At 36.3% G+C, this 20,283-nt stretch carries 26 protein-coding genes, 1 other RNA gene, 1 pseudogene and 1 other annotated feature; all 28 genes and pseudogenes read left to right on the forward strand.

Annotation, left to right across the window (positions count from 1 at the left end):
* Positions 1-8: 8 nt before the first annotated feature.
* Entirely contained in the window at positions 9-875 is an 867-nt protein-coding gene (locus JEM49_RS04065) for a phosphate ABC transporter substrate-binding protein (protein WP_098043653.1), read from the forward strand.
* 3 nt (positions 876-878) lie between these two features.
* Positions 879-1,874, forward strand: a complete 996-nt coding sequence (pstC, locus tag JEM49_RS04070; protein ID WP_025005224.1) for a phosphate ABC transporter permease subunit PstC — start codon at positions 879-881, stop codon at positions 1,872-1,874.
* A gap of 2 nt (positions 1,875-1,876) precedes the next feature.
* On the forward strand, positions 1,877-2,764 hold the full coding sequence (gene pstA / locus JEM49_RS04075; RefSeq protein WP_098043654.1) for a phosphate ABC transporter permease PstA: 888 nt from the start codon (positions 1,877-1,879) through the stop codon (positions 2,762-2,764).
* A gap of 10 nt (positions 2,765-2,774) precedes the next feature.
* Positions 2,775-3,572 (forward strand): phosphate ABC transporter ATP-binding protein PstB, encoded by a 798-nt coding sequence (pstB, locus tag JEM49_RS04080; protein WP_098043655.1) that lies wholly within the window; start codon positions 2,775-2,777, stop codon positions 3,570-3,572.
* 1 nt (position 3,573) lies between these two features.
* Positions 3,574-4,329 (forward strand): phosphate ABC transporter ATP-binding protein PstB, encoded by a 756-nt coding sequence (gene pstB, locus JEM49_RS04085; RefSeq protein WP_087235488.1) that lies wholly within the window; start codon positions 3,574-3,576, stop codon positions 4,327-4,329.
* 18 nt (positions 4,330-4,347) lie between these two features.
* Positions 4,348-5,025, forward strand: coding sequence for a phosphate signaling complex protein PhoU (gene phoU / locus JEM49_RS04090; protein WP_087363207.1), 678 nt, complete (start codon positions 4,348-4,350; stop codon positions 5,023-5,025).
* A 149-nt stretch (positions 5,026-5,174) separates the two neighbouring features.
* Positions 5,175-6,180, forward strand: a pseudogene (locus tag JEM49_RS04095) (AEC family transporter).
* Between the two features lie 97 nt (positions 6,181-6,277).
* Positions 6,278-6,399: a sequence feature (ribosomal protein L10 leader region), on the forward strand.
* 43 nt (positions 6,400-6,442) lie between these two features.
* The gene (rplJ, locus tag JEM49_RS04100) at positions 6,443-6,955 is read left to right on the forward strand and encodes a 50S ribosomal protein L10 (protein WP_087175982.1); all 513 of its coding nucleotides are present in this window, start codon (positions 6,443-6,445) and stop codon (positions 6,953-6,955) included.
* A 51-nt stretch (positions 6,956-7,006) separates the two neighbouring features.
* Positions 7,007-7,369: a 50S ribosomal protein L7/L12 gene (rplL, locus tag JEM49_RS04105; protein ID WP_003625909.1), complete on the forward strand. Its 363-nt coding sequence runs from the start codon at positions 7,007-7,009 to the stop codon at positions 7,367-7,369.
* 75 nt (positions 7,370-7,444) lie between these two features.
* Positions 7,445-8,290 carry an ion transporter gene (locus tag JEM49_RS04110; RefSeq protein ID WP_201873763.1) on the forward strand — a complete coding sequence of 282 codons (846 nt, stop codon included), beginning with the start codon at positions 7,445-7,447 and terminating at the stop codon, positions 8,288-8,290.
* Position 8,291: 1 nt separating this feature from the next.
* Positions 8,292-8,921, forward strand: coding sequence for a class I SAM-dependent methyltransferase (locus JEM49_RS04115; protein WP_201873764.1), 630 nt, complete (start codon positions 8,292-8,294; stop codon positions 8,919-8,921).
* Entirely contained in the window at positions 8,911-9,417 is a 507-nt protein-coding gene (tadA, locus tag JEM49_RS04120; RefSeq protein ID WP_025005218.1) for a tRNA adenosine(34) deaminase TadA, read from the forward strand. Before JEM49_RS04115 ends, tadA begins: the two co-directional genes overlap by 11 nt.
* Before the next feature lie 42 nt (positions 9,418-9,459).
* An RNA gene (ffs, locus tag JEM49_RS04125) (signal recognition particle sRNA small type) lies at positions 9,460-9,559 on the forward strand.
* A 53-nt stretch (positions 9,560-9,612) separates the two neighbouring features.
* A complete protein-coding gene (dnaX, locus tag JEM49_RS04130) occupies positions 9,613-11,400 on the forward strand; it encodes a DNA polymerase III subunit gamma/tau (protein ID WP_201873765.1) in 1,788 nt (595 codons plus the stop codon).
* 14 nt (positions 11,401-11,414) lie between these two features.
* Positions 11,415-11,750 (forward strand): YbaB/EbfC family nucleoid-associated protein, encoded by a 336-nt coding sequence (locus tag JEM49_RS04135; protein ID WP_003625916.1) that lies wholly within the window; start codon positions 11,415-11,417, stop codon positions 11,748-11,750.
* Positions 11,751-12,350 carry a recombination mediator RecR gene (gene recR, locus JEM49_RS04140; protein ID WP_025005216.1) on the forward strand — a complete coding sequence of 200 codons (600 nt, stop codon included), beginning with the start codon at positions 11,751-11,753 and terminating at the stop codon, positions 12,348-12,350.
* Entirely contained in the window at positions 12,350-12,589 is a 240-nt protein-coding gene (locus JEM49_RS04145; protein ID WP_025005215.1) for a YaaL family protein, read from the forward strand. Before recR ends, JEM49_RS04145 begins: the two co-directional genes overlap by 1 nt.
* Positions 12,590-12,692: 103 nt before the next feature.
* A complete protein-coding gene (gene tmk, locus JEM49_RS04150; protein ID WP_191335633.1) occupies positions 12,693-13,331 on the forward strand; it encodes a dTMP kinase in 639 nt (212 codons plus the stop codon).
* A gap of 11 nt (positions 13,332-13,342) precedes the next feature.
* Complete coding sequence (locus tag JEM49_RS04155; RefSeq protein WP_025005213.1) at positions 13,343-13,663, forward strand: cyclic-di-AMP receptor; 321 nt, start codon at positions 13,343-13,345, stop codon at positions 13,661-13,663.
* Complete coding sequence (locus JEM49_RS04160) at positions 13,664-14,521, forward strand: DNA polymerase III subunit delta (protein WP_201873767.1); 858 nt, start codon at positions 13,664-13,666, stop codon at positions 14,519-14,521.
* A 10-nt stretch (positions 14,522-14,531) separates the two neighbouring features.
* Positions 14,532-14,882 (forward strand): DNA replication initiation control protein YabA, encoded by a 351-nt coding sequence (gene yabA, locus JEM49_RS04165; RefSeq protein ID WP_025005212.1) that lies wholly within the window; start codon positions 14,532-14,534, stop codon positions 14,880-14,882.
* Between the two features lies 1 nt (position 14,883).
* The gene (gene rsmI, locus JEM49_RS04170) at positions 14,884-15,738 is read left to right on the forward strand and encodes a 16S rRNA (cytidine(1402)-2'-O)-methyltransferase (RefSeq protein WP_025005211.1); all 855 of its coding nucleotides are present in this window, start codon (positions 14,884-14,886) and stop codon (positions 15,736-15,738) included.
* A gap of 3 nt (positions 15,739-15,741) precedes the next feature.
* Positions 15,742-16,476 carry an acyl-[acyl-carrier-protein] thioesterase gene (locus JEM49_RS04175; RefSeq protein WP_087235484.1) on the forward strand — a complete coding sequence of 245 codons (735 nt, stop codon included), beginning with the start codon at positions 15,742-15,744 and terminating at the stop codon, positions 16,474-16,476.
* Between the two features lie 58 nt (positions 16,477-16,534).
* On the forward strand, positions 16,535-17,053 hold the full coding sequence (locus JEM49_RS04180; RefSeq protein WP_087235483.1) for a folate family ECF transporter S component: 519 nt from the start codon (positions 16,535-16,537) through the stop codon (positions 17,051-17,053).
* Positions 17,054-17,078: 25 nt separating this feature from the next.
* Positions 17,079-17,813 (forward strand): tRNA (adenosine(37)-N6)-threonylcarbamoyltransferase complex dimerization subunit type 1 TsaB, encoded by a 735-nt coding sequence (tsaB, locus tag JEM49_RS04185; protein ID WP_201873773.1) that lies wholly within the window; start codon positions 17,079-17,081, stop codon positions 17,811-17,813.
* Positions 17,797-18,369, forward strand: coding sequence for a ribosomal protein S18-alanine N-acetyltransferase (rimI, locus tag JEM49_RS04190; protein ID WP_201873777.1), 573 nt, complete (start codon positions 17,797-17,799; stop codon positions 18,367-18,369). The genes tsaB and rimI overlap by 17 nt, the downstream gene beginning before the upstream one ends.
* Positions 18,366-19,415, forward strand: coding sequence for a tRNA (adenosine(37)-N6)-threonylcarbamoyltransferase complex transferase subunit TsaD (gene tsaD / locus JEM49_RS04195; RefSeq protein ID WP_201873778.1), 1,050 nt, complete (start codon positions 18,366-18,368; stop codon positions 19,413-19,415). The genes rimI and tsaD overlap by 4 nt, the downstream gene beginning before the upstream one ends.
* Before the next feature lie 149 nt (positions 19,416-19,564).
* Positions 19,565-20,278 carry a deoxyribose-phosphate aldolase gene (gene deoC / locus JEM49_RS04200; RefSeq protein WP_201873779.1) on the forward strand — a complete coding sequence of 238 codons (714 nt, stop codon included), beginning with the start codon at positions 19,565-19,567 and terminating at the stop codon, positions 20,276-20,278.
* The last annotated feature ends 5 nt before the right edge of the window (positions 20,279-20,283 follow it).

Consider the following 20,283-nt stretch of genomic DNA (forward strand, 5'->3'; position numbering starts at 1 on the left):
AAGTGTTAATGAAAAAACATTCTATTGGAAAAATATTAATTTTAGTGTTGTTGATGTTAGCCTGTGTAACTGGATGTGCTAAAGATAATTCTAAAATTACAATTGTTGGTTCTAGTGCATTACAGCTTCTAGCAGAGCAAGCTGGTAATGATTATCGGTTGACCCATCCAAGCAGCAACATTGTTGTTCAAGGTGGTGGATCAGGCACTGGATTGAGCCAAGTACAAGCTGGTGCTGTTCAGATTGGAACCTCTGATGTTTTTGCAGAGACTAAAAAGGGAATCGATGCAAAGAAGCTTAAAGACTATAAAGTCGCAGTTGTTGGTATTGTACCAATTGTAAATAAAGGCGTCGGTGTTAAGAATGTCTCTATGAAACAACTACGACAAATTTTTACCGGTAAGCTAACTAATTGGAAACAACTTGGTGGAAAGAACGTTCCAATTATTGTCGTTAATCGTTCTAAAGGCAGTGGTACCAGAGACTCTTTTGAAGACATTGTTTTACATAAGCAAAAAGCTATTAAGTCTCAAGAGCAGGATTCAAATGGTGCGGTTAAAAAAATCGTTGATACGACGCCTGGAACAATTAGCTACATATCTTTCCCATATGCTAATGGTGACAATATTCAAAAACTTAGTATCGATGGTGTTAAGCCAACTAATAAGAACATTACTACTAATAAGTGGCAATTATGGGCTTATCAGCATATGTATACTAAAGGCGAACCAGACAAGAAGACAAAGGCATTTATTAAGTATATGTTAGGTAAAAAGGTGCAACATGATCTTGTACCTAAAATCGGTTATTTGAGTATTGATGATATGAAAGTAACTCGAGATGGTGATAATCGAGTTATCAAAGTAGGAAAATAATTTATGAATGATAAAGATAAATTAAAAGAAGTAGTTGATCAAGCTATTGCTGATCAGCAGGTCCCACACGTTAAATTAAAAAAGATGGGTCCGAGTAGCGTTGATATTGAGAAATTAACTAAGCCTTCTAAAGAAACTCATCAAGAGTATTGGGGTAAAGGATTAACTTATTTTGCTATTGGATTAATTATAGTATTAGTTGTATCCATTATTGGCTTTGTAGGTTATCACGGCCTCGCAACTTTTATTGATAATCATGTAAATGTCTTTCATTTCTTGACCTCAACTGATTGGGATCCTGGTGAAGGAAAGAATCACGTCGGTGCTGCAGTAATGATCGTTACTTCGTTTGCGGTAACGCTTTTAGCAGCTCTTGTAGCTACACCATTTGCGGTAGCCATTGCGCTCTACATGACAGAATACTCCTCTAAAAAAGGTGCTTCATTTTTACAATCAGTAACAGAATTATTGGTTGGTATTCCATCAGTTGTTTATGGTTTTTTAGGATTAACGATCATTATTCCTGTAATCAGAACATTATTTGGTGGAACAGGTTTTGGTATTTTAGCAGCTACTTTAGTTTTATTCGTCATGGTTTTACCAACTATTACTTCTTTAACTGTAGATAGTCTAAAAGCCGTACCTAGTCATTTCCGAAAAGCATCAATGGCATTAGGTGCAACTCATTGGCAAACTATTTACCATGTTGTCTTGCGTGTAGCAACTCCTAGAATTTTGACAGCGGTAATTTTTGGTATGGCTAGAGCATTTGGTGAAGCATTAGCCGTACAGATGGTTATTGGTAATGCAGTTCTTATGCCATACAATTTGGTTAGTCCATCCGCAACTTTGACTAGTCAATTGACCAGTCAAATGGGAAATACCGTTATGGGGACATTGCCTAACAATGCATTATGGTCATTAGCATTATTGCTTTTGATTATGTCATTAGTATTTAACTTCCTAGTTAAGTTAATTGGAAAGAGAGGCCAGAAATAAAGATGGATGCAAAAAAGAAAGATAAATTAGCAACCGCTGTTATCTACATCTTAGTTGGAATCGTTGTATTAATTCTGGCTGGTATTTTAGGTAATATTTTAATTACTGGTGTTCCTCATTTATCATGGCATTTCTTATCTTCAGAGGCTTCATCTTATCAAGCTGGTGGAGGGGTGCGAGATCAATTATTTAATTCATTATATCTATTGGTCTTAACTACTATTATTTCATTGCCAATCGCCTTAGGAGCAGCAATTTATCTGGCTGAATATGCTAAAGACAATTGGGTGACTAATTTAATTAGAACTACTATCCAAATTTTAAGCTCCTTGCCGTCAATCGTTGTGGGTTTATTTGGTTACTTACTGTTCGTAGTGCAATTTGGTTTAGGCTTTTCAATTATCTCTGGTGCGTTGGCCTTAACCTTCTTCAATTTGCCAATTTTAACCAGCAATATCGAAGAAGCCATTAAGGGCGTGCCACAAGAACAACGCGAAGCAGGATTAGCTTTAGGCTTATCTAATTGGAAAACTATTCGCGGGATCGTCTTGCCAGCTGCCTTGCCGGGTATCTTAACCGGGATTATTTTAAGTGCCGGACGAATTTTTGGTGAAGCCGCTGCCTTGATTTATACGGCTGGTCAAAGTGGTTCTACTATTAACTATGCTGACTGGAATCCTTTTAGTCCGACTAGTCCACTAAATGTGATGCGTCCCGCTGAAACGTTGGCCGTTCACATTTGGAAGGTTAATACTGAGGGAATTATTCCAGATGCAACTATTGTTTCTGCGGCTACATCTGCTTTGCTGGTGATTGTGGTAATTGTGTTTAATTTAGGTGCACGTTATTTGGGTAATAAATTGTACCGCAAGCTAACCGCAGCTAAATAAAGGTGATATGATGCAACAAGAATTAAAACAAAGCTACGTTAAAACTTTTGCCAAGGATGATTTAGAGCTTTCTACAAAGGATCTAAGTGTTTTGTATGGTGGAAAAGTACAAAAGCTTTTTGATGCTAGTTTACAGTTTAAGAAGAATACTATTACGGCCTTAATTGGAGCTTCGGGCTCTGGAAAATCTACTTTTTTACGATCACTTAATCGAATGAATGATCGAGTAGCAACGGTTAATGGCAAAATTTGGTTTCATGGCTTGGATGTGAATAAGTCTAATATCAATGTTTATGAATTAAGAAAAAACATTGGAATGGTCTTCCAGCGTCCCAATCCATTTCCTAAATCAATTAGAGAAAATATTGTCTATGCTTTAAAAGCTGATGGGCAAAATAATAAACAGGAACTGGATAAAATAGTAGAAGAAAGTTTGCGTGCGGCTGCATTATGGGATGAAGTAAAAGATAAACTTGATAAAAGTGCATTGGCACTTTCAGGTGGTCAACAACAGCGTTTGTGTATTGCACGTGCCTTAGCTGTTAAGCCAGAGGTTTTGCTTTTAGATGAGCCAGCTAGTGCACTAGATCCTGTTTCTACTTCAAAGCTAGAAGATACTTTAAAGCAGCTTAGAAGTAAATATACAATGATTATGGTAACTCACAATATGCAGCAAGCATCAAGAATTAGTGATTATACTGCATTCTTCCATTTAGGGCATGTAATTGAATATAATTCCACTGCGGATATTTTTACAAATCCTAAAGGAAAGATTACTGAAGATTATATTCAGGGAAGTTTTGGTTAAAATGACAACAATAATTTCAGCAAAAGATGTACATCTGAGTTACGGTGACTATGAGGCATTGCATGGCATCAATCTTAACTTTCAAGAAAAAGAATTGACTGCCTTGATTGGACCTTCAGGCTGTGGTAAATCAACGTTTTTACGTTGCTTGAACCGGATGAACGATGATATTGAAAATATTAAAATTACCGGTGATATCAAGTTCGAGGGACAAGACATTTATGGTCCTAAAATGGATCTAGTAGCCCTTCGTAAAGAAGTGGGCATGGTCTTCCAGCAGCCAGCACCATTCCCATTTTCTGTTTATGATAATGTGGCCTATGGTCTTAAACTCGCCGGTGTAAAGGATAAAGAATTAATCGATCAACGGGTTGAAGAAAGTCTCAAGCAGGCTGCTATTTGGAAAGAAACCAAGGATAATTTGAAGCGTAATGCGCAAGCCTTTTCCGGTGGTCAGCAGCAGAGAATCTGTATTGCACGTGCCTTAGCGGTTAGACCGAAAGTGGTTTTGCTAGATGAACCAACTAGTGCTTTGGATCCAATTTCAAGTAGCGAGATTGAAGAAACGTTGATGGAATTAAAACGCCAGTATACTTTCATCATGGTGACGCATAACCTGCAGCAAGCTGGGCGAATCTCCGATCAGACTGCCTTCTTAATGAACGGCGACTTGATCGAGGCCGGTCCAACTGAAGAAATGTTTATTGCACCTAAAAAGCAAATTACAAGTGATTACCTTAACGGTCGTTTTGGTTAAAATTTTGAGGTATTAAAGATGCACGAAATATTTTTAGATGAATTAAAGAAATTAAACACGCAATTTATGGAAATGGGTGTTTTTGTAAATGATCAAATCGATCAAGCCACTCGCGCATTTGTTGATCATGATAAACAAACTGCCCAATCTATGATTGATAATGAAGAAAAGATCCCTACTGAATCAATTGATATTCAAAAAAAGGCATTAAAATTGATGGCTTTGCAGCAACCGGTAGCTACCGACTTTAGAGTAGTTATCAGTATCTTGAAGGCAACAACTGATTTGGAGCGAATTGGTGAAAATGCCATGAGCATTGCTCTTGAAACAATTCGCGTGAAGGGTAATCCTCGTATTCCTGAAGTTGAAGAGATCATTTCAAATATGACTCACAATGTTCGTCACATGCTTATTCAAATTTTGACGGCTTACGTACAAGATGATGAAAAGATGGCGCGAGAAGTTGCCAGTCGTGATGGCGTAATTGACCATGATTATGTTAGAGCACGAAAGTTAATTGTTGATGGTATTGAAGATGATCCATCTAGAGCAGTGGCATCATCTAGTTATTTTGTTGTAACTAGATTGTTAGAGCGAATTGGAGATCACATAGTTAATTTAGCTAGCTGGGTTGTTTACAAAACTACTGGTGAACTAGAAGAATTAACGAATCCAAGTGAGACTAAAACCATATAAATTGAAAGAGGAAAGCACAGCTTTTCTCTTTTTTTAATTATTTACGTTATTATTTTACTTTTTACAGATAAATGCTCATAACAAAAGTATATTCATATATGGAAAGTTAGCACAATATAAAAAAGAGATATCATCTCAGGAGGAGAATTGTGGTTGCAATTTTGGTAAATGACATCGTGCCTATCCTTGTCATTATGCTATTAGGTTATATTTGCGGCAAATTTACATTCTTTGATGATGATCAACGCCAGGGGCTAAACAAGTTAGTTCTTAATATTGCTTTGCCGGCGCCTTGTTCATTTCATCGGTTTTTTGGGTTTTGCCGTACTTGATCCAATTTATGGTAATAACACCAATACTAACTTGGTTATTGGGATCGTTTCAATCGTAGTTAATGCGATTACTATTCCATTAGGCTTGACCTTAATTAATAAGGGACAAGATAAATTAAAGCAAAAGGTTGCCGCTAAGAAGAGCAACGGTTCTACTCAAGTGGAAATTAAAGTTAGACAAAAGGGTACTAATAAGAAGACTATTAAGAAAGTTTCAGTTCCTGATAACGTTCCTGTTAGTGATGAAGAAGCTAAAGCTTTGAGTGAAGTTGGTATTCAACGTGAAATTGATTTAATGCATGCGGAATTTGCTGATCACGCTGGCAAAAAAGATGCTAAACCAATGAATCCAACATTAAAGTCAGTTATTAATGCTGTTAAAAAGCCAGTTGCTGCAGCTCCACTTTTGGCTGTTATCTTTGTTTTAATTGGAATTAGAATTCCAGCTTCATGGGCACCAACTTTTGACTTGATTGCTAAAGCCAACGCTGGTGTAGCCGTTTTAGCAGCTGGGTTAGCCTTATCGACTGTTAAATTTTCAATTGATAAGGAAGTTATTTGGAACACATTCTTCCGTTTGTTCTTAACCCCTGGAATTATTGTACTAGTTTCATACTTATGTGGTATGGACACTCAAAAAATTTCAATGCTTTGTTTAGCTACTGGATTACCACCAGCATTTTCAGGAATCATCATTTCCAGTCGTTACAATATTTATGTTAAAGAGGGTGCCAGCTCCGTTGCTGTTTCAACTGTCTTCTTTGCAGTAAGTTGTATTTTCTGGATTTGGCTTTTGCCAATTATTGTTGGTGTATTTCACTAATTTATAAAGTAAAAGATAAGATCAACTGCAGTTGATCTTATTTTTTTGACTTATTTTTAATTTACTACTTGTTATTTCGACTTTTGCCTGCTATACTAGATAACTGTAAATTCTACCTAAGACTCGGGTGGCATAACGCCTCAAAATCCCGCCGAGGCCAGAAGATAATGAAGATTTTTATGCTCCATGTCTTTCGGCATGGAGTTTTTGCTTTAAAAAGGCCTTATAGAATTTATCAATGCGATCATGGAGGTGAAATTAATTGAGTAAAGCTGCTATTGCTGAAAAGGAAAAGCTCGTTGATGCATTTGCTGAAGAACTTAAAGCTGCTAAGGCTATCTTGGTAATCAACTACCTTGGTTTAACTGTTGAAGAAGTTACTAACATGCGTAAGGAACTTCGTGATAACGACGTTAAGATGAAGGTTATCAAGAACACCTACTTGAGACGTGCTGCTGCTAAGGCTGGTATTGAAGGTCTTGACGATACTTTCGTAGGCCCAACTGCTGTTATCTATACTGATAACGCTGATGACATTACCGAACCTGCACGTATCGTTTCTAAGTACGAAGATGATTTCGACGTTATCGAAATCAAGGGTGGTATGCTTGAAGGCAAGTTGACTTCTAAGGATGAAATCAAAGAACTTGCTTCAATCCCAGGCCGCGAAGGTTTGCTTTCAATGCTTGTTTCTGTATTGCAAGCTCCTATCCGCGACTTCGCTTATGCTGTTAAGGCTGTTGCTGAATCTAAGGATGAAGACTCAGCTGAATAATAAAGAAATTATATTTAATATCTAAATTCTAATTTTTCGGAGGATACTTAAATGGCTTTAGATACTGATAAGATTATTGAAGAATTAAAGGGTGCTTCAATTCTTGAATTGAACGACCTTGTAAAGGCTATTGAAGACGAATTTGACGTTACTGCTGCTGCTCCAGTTGCTGCTGCAGGTGCTGCAGATGCAGGTGCTGCTAAGTCAGAATTCGACGTTGAATTGACTGAAGCTGGTCAAGAAAAGGTTAAGGTTATTAAGGCAGTTCGTGACATTACTGGTCTTGGCCTTAAGGACTCAAAGGACCTTGTTGATGGTGCTCCTAAGAACGTTAAGGAAGGCGTTTCAGAAGACGAAGCTAACGACATCAAGGCTAAGCTTGAAGAAGTTGGCGCAACTGTAACCCTTAAATAGTTACAGCCCAACTGGGCATTAAGAATAAGCTCTTTGCTATGTGCGAAGAGCTTATTTTTTTGTATAATAAATTTTATGATGATTGGTTTAGATAAAAAATTAACTCCCTATCAATGGGTAATGGCAATTTTGTCTATCATTTCTATTTTTTTAATTATTTTAGATTTTGCTGCTGTCATCAGTATAAATCAGCCAACCAGTAAATGGTTTTGGATAAACTGTGCTATTGTTTTATTTTTTGCAATAGATTATTTTTATCGCTTCTATGAAGCGGATGATAAAAAGCTGTATTTTAAAACCCACATTTATGATTTATTATCTATTATTCCAATAGGATTATTATTTGTGGGGTTAAATATTTTTAATTTATCAGGTTTAGTTTCTGATTTAAGATTGTTAAGATTGATTCGTCTTGCAGGCCTAATGGGAAAATTAAAAATAATTTTTCATACTAACGGTTTGCTGTATGTTGTCTTTTTTACTATTACCTTCTTATTAGTTGGTGCTGAGGCGTTTGCAATTACCGAGCATGTGTCATTAGATACTGCATTTTGGTGGGCTTTATCGACGGCATCAACGGTAGGATATGATGCAATATTTGGAAAAACTATTCCTCCTCATAGCATTGTGGGTAAATTTGTTACACTGGTTATTATGCTGTTAGGAATTGGTATAGTCGGAATGCTTACCTCATCAATTACTTCTTACTTAATGCGTAAAACTAATGGTGCAAATACACTACATACGCATGACGATATTGAATTAGTACTAAAAAAGCTTGATGATCTTGAGAAACAAAACAAAGATTTAGCTGATCAAAATAAGCAAATGCAAGCAGAAATTCAATCTTTAAAAAAGAGACGAGATGAAAATGAAGTAGAAAAATTTAAAGATTGGCTGGAAAAAAGAAAGGAAAAATAGGATGAGTACAGATAAAAATCAAATGTATTTTGCGACAGATCCAACGACTGCGCATGATGAACATGTGATTGATTATCATGTGGATAACATTGATTTGAAATTTACCACTGACGCTGGTGTTTTCTCAAAAATGCGCGTGGATTACGGCTCTGGCGTTTTGATCAAAGCTATGAAAGAAGTGACTTTTCCACAAGAAAATATTTTAGATGTGGGAACAGGATATGGTCCTATTGGATTATTTGCTGCAAAGTTTTGGCCTAGTCAAACTGTCGACATGGTTGATGTCAATGAGCGTGGTTTGAATTTGGCTAAACAGAATGCACAAGTAAATCACATTTCAAACGTAAATATTTATTCCTCTGATTGTTATGCACAGGTGGATAAGAAGTACGGCTTAGTTTTAACCAATCCGCCAATTAGAGCCGGTAAAAAAGTTGTCAGTGAAATTATTGCCGGTGCGAGCGATCATTTGGTTGATCAGGGCGTACTTTTAGTAGTTATTCAGAAAAAGCAAGGCGAACCTAGTGCACGTAAGTTGATGACTGCTACCTATGGAAAGTGTGAGATTCTTACTAGAGATAAGGGATACTATATTTTGAAGTCCGTTAAGAGGGATAATAATGCTGTCTAGCGCTAATAAAAAGAAATATATGGAATTAGCCATAGATCAAGCTAAAGAGGCTGAGAAGCAAGGAGAGGTTCCTATCGGAGCAGTAGTAGTTGATCCCGAAGGAAAAGTAATAGGCACAGGCTATAATAGGCGGGAATTAGACGAAGATGCTACTCAACATGCTGAAATGATTGCTATCAAAGAAGCATGTCATAATTTGGGTATGTGGCGTTTAATCGATTGCAGTTTATTTGTCACGCTGGAGCCTTGTCCAATGTGTGCTGGTGCAATTATTAACTCGCGAATTAAGGATGTCTACTTTGGTGCACTTGATCCAAAAGCTGGAGCTTGTGGATCAGTTGTGGATTTGTTTGAAGTGGAAAAGTTTAATCACCATCCACATAGCATTCGTGGTTTATATCGTGATCAATGTGCTCAAATGCTGAAGGATTTCTTTCGTGCAATTCGAGAAAAACAAAAGGCCGAAAAATTAGCTAAAAAAGCAGAAAATAATTAAATTTTTAGGCTAGAAACTAGAAAAAAATTGCGAAATACGTTATGATACTTTGTGGGCAATGTTTGACCTCTGAATCGTGTCAGGACCGGAAGGTAGCAGCACTAAGGTTGTTCAGGCATGTGCCTTTTATTAGACAATTACAAACTCTTAACTCTTTTAAAGAGTTAGGAGTTTTTTTACTAGGGAAGAGAATTTATGGCTTATCAAGCGCTATATCGTAAATGGCGACCACGGACTTTTGATAGTGTGATTGGCCAAGAGTCAATTACTGATACTCTTAAAAATGCGATTAAAAGAGGCAAAGTATCCCATGCATTTTTATTTGCGGGACCTCGCGGTACAGGTAAAACCTCCTGTGCTAAAATTTTTGCTAAAGCGTTAAACTGTACTAATCTTCAAGATGGCGAACCTTGTAATGAATGTGCTAATTGTATAGCTGCAGATAAAGGTTCAATGCCTGATATTATGGAAATTGATGCGGCTTCTAACAATGGTGTAGATGAAATTCGTGAGATTCGCGATAAGGTAAAATATGCTCCAACAGAAGGAAAATATAAAGTCTACATTATTGACGAAGTTCATATGCTATCAATGGGTGCTTTTAATGCATTGCTTAAGACACTAGAAGAACCACCAGAACACGTTGTGTTTATTTTGGCGACAACCGAATTACAGAAGGTTCCAGCTACTATTATTTCAAGAACGCAACGCTATAACTTTAAACGCATTTCAAAAGATGATCTTGAGAAGAGAATGAAATATATTCTTGATCAGGAGAATATCAAATATGAAGATAAAGCTCTAGCTGTCATTGCACAAGTAGCAGATGGTGGGATGCGGGATGCGCTTAGTATCTTGGATCAGCTGCTTAGCTATGAGAAAGAAAGCGTCAATTATCAAGACGCTTTGGAAATTACAGGCTTTGCTGCAAAGGAAAATATTGAAAAAATATTGTTAGCATTGCTAGAGCAGAATCCAGAATCAGCTTTAAAATTAGCTCAAACTGAATTAGCGCAAGGGGCTAGTTCTAAAAACATTTTGGATGAATTGATTGAGATGGCAACTAAGAGTTTGATGTTGATCAAGGCGGGAGACGACAACCAGAGTACGTTTTTATCTGAAGATTTTGTACAAAAAATTAAGGATATACCTACAAATATATTCTATCGTCTGATTACTTTAGCAAATAAAGCACTGAATGATCTGCGTTACACTAATCAGCAACAAATTCCGCTTGAAGTATTTTTAGTAGAAGCTGGCAGCAAGCAAGAAGAGCAAGTAGCATCATCGACAGCTGCTCCGGTTCAAGCTGCTCCAGCTAAAGTTAATACTGATATGCAAGCAGAACTAGCTGCATTAAAAAAACAGGTAGTAGACTTAACGCAACAAATTATTAAGCTGTCCAATAAGCCAATGCTGGCTAAGGATCAAGTGTTCCATTTGGATACGGCTGTACCAAAGACGTCTCCTAAAATTACCAAAAAAACAATTGTTAAGGAAGTTAAAAAATCACCAAGAAAAATCAAAAAAACTACAGCAGAAAATCGAAAACAGGTTTATCATGTTCTTGAAAATGCAACCAAAGAAGATCTGACCGCTATTAAGAATGTATGGCCAGATTTACAATCTGTGTTAGAAGTTTCAGAGAAAGCATTATTAGATGTTCTTGAACCTGTGGCTGCTAGTCCGGACCAGGTTGTAATGAAGTGTAAGTATACTTTATGGTTTGAAAATGCTTCAGATGGTGACTTACTGGATAAGTTGACAGATTTGATTGAGAAATTTGCTAAGCATTCATATGGAATTGTGTTAGTCCCAGATGATGATTGGCTTGCTGTGAGAAAAGAATTTGTCGAAAGTCACAAGGAAGAACTGCTTGCTAAGAAAAAGCAACAGATTGAAAATAAAGAATCTAAAGAAAATTCTGAAATAGTGAATAAGGCTAAAGATCTCTTTGGGGATGCTGTAACGATTAAAGATTAAGGAGAAGAATTAAAATGAGTAGAAGACCTAACTTTGGCGGTATGGGCATGGGCGGAATGAACATGCAACAAATGATGAAGCAAGCAAAGAAGCTTCAAGCACAAATGGCCCAAGAACAAGAAAATATTACTGCACAAGAATTTACTGGTAAGTCAGCTGATGATCTTGTAGTAGCTACTTTTACAGGCGATCGTAAGCTTAAAGACATTAAGATCGATAAAGAAGCAATTGATCCAGATGATCCAGATATGCTTCAAGATTTAGTCATTGATGCTGTTAACAAAGGATTATCTCAAATTGATGAAGCAACTCAAGCAAGTTTAGGCAAGTACACGAAAGGTTTGATGTAATTGCAGTATCCATTACCAATAGCTCATTTGATTGATGCTTATATGAGGCTGCCTGGAGTAGGTGAAAAGACTGCCACTCGTTTGGCTTTTTATACAATGGATATGCCAGAAAAGGATGTTGAAGATTTTTCTAAAGCTTTAATTCAAGTGAAGAATGATATTCATCAATGTCCTATTTGTGGAAATATTACTGAAAAAGAAGTTTGTGATATTTGCTCCAATCCTAATCGTGATCAAACTACCATTATGGTTGTTGAACAACCTAAGGATTTGATGGCTTTTGAAGATATGGGTGAATATGATGGTCTTTATCATGTGCTTCACGGTGTTCTTTCTCCAATGGATGGAATTGGACCAGAAGAGATTAATATTAAGTCATTGATTACTCGTTTACAAAAAAATGATGATGTAAAAGAAGTAATTTTAGCTCTTAACTCAACTCCAGAAGGTGAATCAACTGCTATGTATATTAGCAAGTTAATTAAGCCAGCCGGAATTAAGGTTACTCGATTAGCAGCTGGCTTATCTGTGGGCAGTGATATTGAATATGCTAATTCCATTACTTTAAAGCGAGCAGTGCAAGGAAGAACGGCATTATAATGGCTAGAAGAAATAAAAATAAAATTAAAGAACTAGGTGATCAAAAGCTAGTAACTGAAATTGAAAAATTGCAGAATCAACTAGCTTTAGAACAAGATCTAGATCAAAATACTTTGGATTTATCAGATGATAATTATATTCAAGGTAGAATTTTAAAAGCAAAGTATACTTTTTTATATAATGAAGCCCGTCATCGAGGCACAAGATTTAGTGGTATCACTAATGCGATTACGCAGTAAAATTTAAGTCCCATTATGGGACTTTTTTAATTTTATAAATTAAAAATTGCTAGGGCTGTTAATCTATGTGAAACTTCTGTAAAATAGACCTATGGAGGATTTTATGAGAGGTTATTTTGTTAGTTTTGAAGGTCCTGATGGCGCAGGAAAAAGTACAGTTTTAAAAGAGGTTTTGGATAAGATTGGCCCTAAACTTAAGCCACAATATCTTGTGACTCGAGAACCCGGTGGATCAAAAATTGCAGAAAAAATTCGCGATATTATTTTGGATCCAGCAAATGATAAAATGGATGCCAAAACAGAGGCGCTTCTATATGCGGCTGCAAGAAGTCAACACGTAGAAGAAATAATTCGTCCAGCTCTTAGTGAAGGCAAGATTGTCTTTTCAGATCGTTTTGTTGATAGTTCACTAGCATATCAAGGAGAAGGCCGAGATTTAGGGATCAAAGAAGTTAAGCAAATTAATGATTTTGCGACAGGAAAATTAGATCCTGATTTGACTTTCTTTTTGGATATTGCTCCTGAAGTTGGTCTTAATCGAATTCAAAAACTTCGTCCAGGCCAAGAAGACCGGTTAGAACAAGAAAATATGGCTTTTCATAAAAAAGTTTATGCTGGATTTTTAAAAGTGAAGAATTTATATCCAGATCGTTTTGTAACAATTGATGCCAGTCAACCAATTGATGATGTCGTAAATCAAGTAATTGAAGCTCTAGAAAAAAGATTGCCAGAGATATTTTAAGGATTGATTAAATGAAATTAGTAATTGCGATTGTACAAAAAGAAGATTCAAATAATCTACAAAGAGCATTTGTTAAAAGCAATTTCCGTGCTACTAAATTAGCAACTTCAGGCGGCTTTTTGAGTCAAGGTAACACCACATTTTTAGTGGGATGCAAAGATGAAGAAGTCGATGATGTACTAAAAGTAATTAAGAAAGAATCACGGGCAAGAGAAGAAATCGCAACACCACATATGATTTCTACAGGGTATGAAATAACTCAACCATTAAAGGTTACTGTAGGTGGTGCAATTTGTTTTGTTGTTCCAGTTGATAAGTTTAAGCGTTTTTAAATGATTGATATTTCTAATATAGGGACGAAGCAAGCCCAATTTTTACAAAGAGCATACCAGCAAAAGAAATTAGCCCATAGCTACTTATTCGTAGATAGCGATGAGAGTCGCGCACTTAATACGGCCTATTGGTTAGCTTGTTTATTTAATTGTACTGGTGAAAATAAACCGGATGGGACTTGTCAAAATTGTAAACAAATTTTATCTGGTAATCATCCAGATGTTCTATTAGTTGAACCTGAAGGTAAACAAACTTTGGGAATCGATCAAGTGCGGCCTTTAAAAGAAGAATTGACTAAAAGTCCGGTTGAAAGTAGTCGGCGCTTTTTCTTTATTAATGAAGCTCAAAAAATGACCTTATCCGCAGCTAATGGTTTGCTTAACTTGCTAGAAGAACCCGTTGCTCCTGTAGTTACAATTTTAATTACTAATAACAGTGATCAAATTTTACCAACAGTTCGATCTAGAACTCAGATTATCAATTTTGATAATGGCGAAAAGCCTACCGGAAAGACTGCATTGTTACTAGAAAATGGTTTTTCTAAGAGTGAAATTGAAGAACTGGGTAATCTTGATAAATTAGATCAGGCAATAAAATATTTCTACCAAGAAATGCTAGAACATAATAGTTTGGCTTTAGTTAGTGCACATAAGCTGTCGGAGAATGCTAAATTAGTATCAGAGCAGCGCTATATTTTGGTTAAGTTGAAGTTATTAGCAGAACATGATCTGTCTGATTCGCTTAAGCTAAATATAGCTGCACGAATGCTAGATAATTTGGTTGAAATAGATAAGATGCGTTTAAGCAATGTTAATTTTCGCAATTCTTTAGATTATCTTGCTTTAAATTGGAAGTAGGTGTTTTAAATTGGATCCATATTTAAAATTGCAGAGACTGAAGGAAACAACTGAAAATATGACTAAGACTATTGCTAGTCTTGAGAATGATATTTTAGATACTTTAAAAGAAAATACTGAATTAAAAGTAGAAAATCAGTTGCTTCATGAAAAATTAGATAAATTAACTGCAAATCAGCCTGCGCCGGAAACTAAGACGCAAAGTGGTTTAGAGTCATTAAAGAAGATTTATGATTCTGGTTACCATATTTGTAATATGTATTATGGCTCACATCGTGATCCTAGTGCAGATTGCATGTTTTGTCTTGATATTTTAGATAATTTTGGCGAAAAAAAAGGCATAAAGAAGGATGGCAGATAAATTGAAACGGCAAAGCAGTTATGCAAAAGATGAAGGTAAGTTATACCTGGTTCCTACACCTATTGGTAATTTAGAAGATATTACAATTAGAGCTAAAAAAGTTCTGACTGATGCAGATTACATTGCGGCTGAAGATACCAGAACTAGTGGAATTTTACTAGAAAAAATTGGCGTTCATAATCGCATGATTTCATTTCATAAATATAATTCTAAAGAACGTGCGCCAGAATTAATTAAATTAATGAAAGATGGTGCAGTAATTGCGGAAATAAGTGATGCCGGGATGCCGGTTATTTCTGATCCAGGATATATCTTGGTTCAAGAATGTATTAAAAATGATATTCCAGTGGTTCCTCTTCCAGGTCCGTCTGCTTTTGCGACCGCACTTATTGCTTCTGGTTTTGATGCGCAGCCATTTACCTATTACGGCTTTTTACCACGTAAAAGTTCTGAACAAAAACCCTACTTTGAACAAATGAATCAAGCTAAGGCCACATCTATCTTTTATGAGGCACCGCATCGTTTAGCTAAAACACTGAAAAATTTAGCTACTGTTTTACCTAAAGATCGTCAGATTGTAGCTGCACGTGAATTAACTAAAATTCATGAGGAATTTATCCGTGGCAGTGTTGAAGAAGTAACCGAATATTTTGCTCAAAATGCACCTCGTGGAGAATTCGTAATTTTGATTTCACCAAATACTGAGGCACCAAAACAATTGTCTTGGCCAGAACTGATTGATTTAGTCAATGCCTTAGTAGAAAAAGGCGAATCAAAGAAAGATGCGATTAAGCAAGTAGCTAAAGAGCACCATGTTTCTAAGAATGAGTTATATGATCAATATCATCAAAAATAAATTATGAAATATGCTGAAAACTACCAGATTGAATTTAGAGATTGTGATGAAAATCGTCGTCTAGAGTTGCCGGCTATGGTTGAATTATTGATGCAAGTTTCAGAACATCAATTAAGTAACAGCCATGCTGGTACAGATGATTTAATAAAAAGAGGATTAGGTTGGGTGGTTACTCAATATCATTTTGATATTAAGCGATTACCTGAAGCCGGTGATCAAGTCATTTTGAGTACTAATGCCAGTGGATACAATCGTTTTTTTGAATACCGTGATTTTGGTATTAGTGATTCTGAAGGGAATCCATTGGTTAGCGTAAAAAGCCAATGGGTCATGCTTGATCTTAAAAAGCGCCATTTAGTTCCTGCCGATGTAAAAATGATGGAAGATTGGGGCGTGCCATTACTGAAGAAAATGCCCCGTTTTCCTCGTTTGAGAGCACAAGATAATTATGAGAATAGAAGAAAATATCGGGCAAGATATGATGATTTAGATACTAATCATCATGTTACCAACAGTCATTATTTTAGTTGGTTTGTTGATATGTTAGATCGTGATTTCCTAAGAAATCATGTAGTGGAAACTATTGATATCAAGTTTGATAAAGAAGTACATTATGGCGACGAGATAATTTCTTGCATGAATTTAATACAAAATGATGCTACCAAATCCTATCATGCAGTTGAAACGAATGACGGAAATGAGCAGGCAGTCTGCGAATTGAAGTGGCGTGAGATATAATAAAAGACATGACAAATTGGTCATGTTTTTTTCATGATGAGAGAGGATGGAGAAATAGATGAATACAAAAAAGATTTTACGTACAGATTTGCAACAGATGATTTTTTTGGGCATGATAGTCGCAATGAAAATTATTTTGGGGCAATTTTCATTTGGTCCAACTACGGTTAAAGTAGGCCTAGGCTTTATCGGTAGCGTATTATTAGCTTACTTTTTTGGTCCAGTTTGGGGCACAATTGGTGGTGGAATCAGTGACTTGGTCTCCTCTGCTATTTTTGGCAATCAAGGAGGCTTCTTTATTGGTTTTACTTTGACTGCAATGGTTGGGCCATTAATTTATGCATTATTTTTATACGATCATCCAGTTAAAGTGTGGCGAATTGTTGCTTCAACAATTTTAGTAACAATTATTGTGAATATCGGAATGAATACATTGTGGCTTCATCTGATGTACGGGATGAATTTTAACGCTGCTTTAGTTCAACGATTGCCTAAAGAAATGATTATTCCTTGGGTGCAAATGGTTGTAATCTACGTTGTATTGCAAGCTGTTTCTCGTGTTAAAATAAAAAAGTAATTTAAGCAGAAAGAGAATAATATTAATGAAAATCTTAAGTGTTTCTACAGCTACTAATCATTTAAGCGTTGCCTTAAATGAAGATCAACAAGTTATTGTTGAGAAGAATGAGCGAGATGAACGTAATCATAGCGAACACCTTGATCCATTAATTGAAGAGATTTTAAAAGAAAATAAATTAACTTTAAACGATATAGACCGTTTTGCTGTAGCAATCGGACCAGGTTCATACACCGGTTTAAGAATTGGAATTACTACTGTTAAAATGTTTGCTAGCATTTTAAATAAAGAAGTAGTTGGTATTTCTACTTTGCAAGCTTTAGCTAAAGGGGTTAAAGAACCAGCTTTAGTAATTACCGGTTTAGATGCTAGAAATGATAATTATTTTGCTGCAGGATACATTAGTGGGGATATTCCTAAAAATGTAATTCCGGATGGTCATTACAATATCGACGTCTTGATTAAGGCTATTCAAGAATATGCAGCACAAAATAAGGTCGATAAGATTGTATTTGTTGGTTCTGGTCTTGAAAAACAAGATGAAAAGATTAAAGCTTTGAATATCCCATATGAATATGGCACCGATGAGCAAAATGTGATTCATGCTGGCTTAATTGGTCAATTAGCAATTGATACCCAACCAGTAGATCCAGATAAGTTATTGCCAAGATATTTGCGCAGAACGCAAGCAGAAGTAGATTGGCATAAGAAAACAGGAAAGCCATTCGAACCGGATAGTCATTATGTTGAAGAAGTTTAATCAGTTTTTTCATCAATCAGTTAATCAAATTGATATGAGTTTTACGCCATTTATTACCAATGTAAATGGCAAAATTTTGCAAGTAATGCAAGCTAATGATGATAATATTCCAGATCTATTAGTATTAGAGCAGCAGGTTTATTCTGGAAGAACCCCTTGGAACCAATTTTCTTTTGCAACCGAATTGAGAAAAAGAAATAATTCTCTTTATTTAGTGGCTTATCACGCCTCAAATTTGGTAGCATTCATTGGTGCAAGATTTAGTCCAGAAGAAACGCATATTACTAATATCGCTGTTTCTCCGCTTTATCAACATCAGCACATAGGTCATTATTTGATGGAAATGATGATCAATCGTGCTCGTGAGAATGACAGTGATTGCGTGACTTTAGAAGTACGTACGGATAATGAGATTGCTCAACGGTTATACCGCTCATTAGGATTTACAAGCAATTTTATTCGTAAAAATTATTATCAAGATACGCATACTGATGCAATAAATATGGTTTTATGGTTAAAGCCACATCAAATTAGAAGAAAGAAGTTTACGTTTTGAGTGAGAAAAAAGATATTCGCATTTTAGCTTATGAAAGTTCATGTGATGAAACTTCCACAGCTGTTATCAAAAATGGACGTGAAATTGAAAGTTTAATTGTGGCAACACAAATCAAGAGTCATCAAAGATTCGGTGGTGTAGTACCAGAAGTTGCCAGTCGTCACCATATTGAAGTTGTTAGCCAAATTACTAAAGAAGCTTTGAATGAAGCAAACTGTGGTTGGAAAGACATTGATGCTATTGCGGTTACTTATGGCCCAGGACTTGTCGGTTCGCTTTTGATCGGTGTTAGCGCAGCTAAGGCAGCCTCAATGGCTACTGGTATTCCTTTGATTGGTGTCGATCACATTATGGGTCACATTACGGCAGCGCAATTAAAGGATGAGATTGAATATCCTGCTTTGGCATTGCAAGTTTCTGGTGGACATACTGAAATTGTCTTGTTAAAAGATCCAGTTCATTTTGAAATTATCGGTGATACTCGTGATGATGCCGCTGGTGAAGCATACGACAAGATTGGCCGTGTACTTGGGGTAAATTATCCAGCAGGTAAGACCATTGATGCATGGGCTCACGAAGGAAAGGATACCTTTAACTTCCCACGTGCAATGATGGAAGATGATGACTATGATTTCTCATTCTCAGGACTCAAGTCAGCATTTATCAACACTTGCCACCATGCTGATCAAATTCATGAAAAGTTGAATAAATACGATTTGGCTGCCAGCTTCCAAGCTGCGGTAATTGATGTTTTAGCACATAAGACGATTCGTGCAATTAAGCAGTACAAGCCTAAGACCTTTATCATGGGTGGTGGAGTTGCTGCTAACCATGGTTTGCGTGATCGCATGAGTGCAGAAATTGCTAAACTACCTAAGGCAGATCAACCAAAGGTGATTTTACCAGATATCAAGCTTTGTGGTGATAACGCTGCGATGATTGGTGCTGCTGCATATAATCTTTATAATGATAATCAATTTGCGGATTTGACTTTGAATGCTGATCCATCACTTGAATTGCCATATGCTAAGAGCATGTTGAATTAAAAGAATAACTTTTTAAATCAAATACCTAGAACGATTATTTCTAGGTATTTTTTATTATGTAATAACATATATGTTGACTTATGCAATTGTGTGCTTTATCATCAATTGTGTAAGCAATATGTTATTACATAATAGAAGAGGCTTAAATTATGAAATACGCTTTAGATGATTTTGCTAGATTAATCGATCACACCAATTTACATGCGGATGCAACGCGGGCAGACATGAAAAAGCTTTGTGATGAGGCGAAAAAGTATCACTTCAAGATGGTGGCGATTAACCAAGTGCAGTCTAAGTTCTGTGCTGAGCAATTAAAGGGCACGGATATTGATACAGGTGCTGCGATTGCTTTTCCTTTAGGACAACAGACGATTGAATCAAAAGTTCTTGATACGAGGGATGCAATCAAAAATGGCGCTAACGAAATTGATTACGTCATTAACATTACCGAATTAAAGGCTAAGAACTACGATTATATTAAGCGAGAAATGACTGAAGTGGTTGCTGTTTGTCATGAGCATCATATTCCATGCAAAGTAATTTTTGAAAACTGCTACTTAACTAAGGATGAAATTAAGAAGTTGGCTGAGATTGCTAAAGAAGTTAAGCCTGATTTTATTAAAACTTCCACTGGCTTTGGGATATCTGGCGCTAAGGTTGAAGACGTCAAGTTAATGAAGTCTGTGGTTGGCGATGATGTTAAAGTTAAGGCAGCCGGCGGCATTCGCAACAGTGATGACTTTTTAGCCATGGTTCGGGCAGGTGCCGATCGAATTGGCTGTTCTGCCGGTGTGAAGATTTACGAAGCATTAAAGCGGCGGATGGAAGATAATCATGTGGACAGTATTGAGATTGAACGTTAGGAGAA

This window comes from Lactobacillus sp. A27, from assembly GCF_016742815.1.
In the GTDB taxonomy this organism is placed as follows: domain Bacteria; phylum Bacillota; class Bacilli; order Lactobacillales; family Lactobacillaceae; genus Lactobacillus; species Lactobacillus gallinarum.

Bases quoted from the DNA above. Each gene is read 5' to 3' on its own strand.
- JEM49_RS04115 (WP_201873764.1), top strand. From the start codon at position 8,292: ATGAGTACAGATAAAAATCAAATGTATTTTGCGACAGATCCAACGACT.
- pstB (WP_098043655.1), top strand. From the start codon at position 2,775: ATGCAACAAGAATTAAAACAAAGCTACGTTAAAACTTTTGCCAAGGAT.
- JEM49_RS04135 (WP_003625916.1), top strand. From the start codon at position 11,415: ATGAGTAGAAGACCTAACTTTGGCGGTATGGGCATGGGCGGAATGAAC.
- JEM49_RS04180 (WP_087235483.1), top strand. From the start codon at position 16,535: ATGAATACAAAAAAGATTTTACGTACAGATTTGCAACAGATGATTTTT.
- JEM49_RS04155 (WP_025005213.1), top strand. From the start codon at position 13,343: ATGAAATTAGTAATTGCGATTGTACAAAAAGAAGATTCAAATAATCTA.
- pstB (WP_087235488.1), top strand. From the start codon at position 3,574: ATGACAACAATAATTTCAGCAAAAGATGTACATCTGAGTTACGGTGAC.
- JEM49_RS04065 (WP_098043653.1), top strand. From the start codon at position 9: ATGAAAAAACATTCTATTGGAAAAATATTAATTTTAGTGTTGTTGATG.
- JEM49_RS04160 (WP_201873767.1), top strand. From the start codon at position 13,664: ATGATTGATATTTCTAATATAGGGACGAAGCAAGCCCAATTTTTACAA.
- tsaB (WP_201873773.1), top strand. From the start codon at position 17,079: ATGAAAATCTTAAGTGTTTCTACAGCTACTAATCATTTAAGCGTTGCC.
- pstA (WP_098043654.1), top strand. From the start codon at position 1,877: ATGGATGCAAAAAAGAAAGATAAATTAGCAACCGCTGTTATCTACATC.
- rimI (WP_201873777.1), top strand. From the start codon at position 17,797: ATGTTGAAGAAGTTTAATCAGTTTTTTCATCAATCAGTTAATCAAATT.
- deoC (WP_201873779.1), top strand. From the start codon at position 19,565: ATGAAATACGCTTTAGATGATTTTGCTAGATTAATCGATCACACCAAT.
- pstC (WP_025005224.1), top strand. From the start codon at position 879: ATGAATGATAAAGATAAATTAAAAGAAGTAGTTGATCAAGCTATTGCT.
- JEM49_RS04145 (WP_025005215.1), top strand. From the start codon at position 12,350: ATGGCTAGAAGAAATAAAAATAAAATTAAAGAACTAGGTGATCAAAAG.
- rplL (WP_003625909.1), top strand. From the start codon at position 7,007: ATGGCTTTAGATACTGATAAGATTATTGAAGAATTAAAGGGTGCTTCA.
- JEM49_RS04175 (WP_087235484.1), top strand. From the start codon at position 15,742: ATGAAATATGCTGAAAACTACCAGATTGAATTTAGAGATTGTGATGAA.
- dnaX (WP_201873765.1), top strand. From the start codon at position 9,613: ATGGCTTATCAAGCGCTATATCGTAAATGGCGACCACGGACTTTTGAT.
- tadA (WP_025005218.1), top strand. From the start codon at position 8,911: ATGCTGTCTAGCGCTAATAAAAAGAAATATATGGAATTAGCCATAGAT.
- phoU (WP_087363207.1), top strand. From the start codon at position 4,348: ATGCACGAAATATTTTTAGATGAATTAAAGAAATTAAACACGCAATTT.
- tmk (WP_191335633.1), top strand. From the start codon at position 12,693: ATGAGAGGTTATTTTGTTAGTTTTGAAGGTCCTGATGGCGCAGGAAAA.
- JEM49_RS04110 (WP_201873763.1), top strand. From the start codon at position 7,445: ATGATGATTGGTTTAGATAAAAAATTAACTCCCTATCAATGGGTAATG.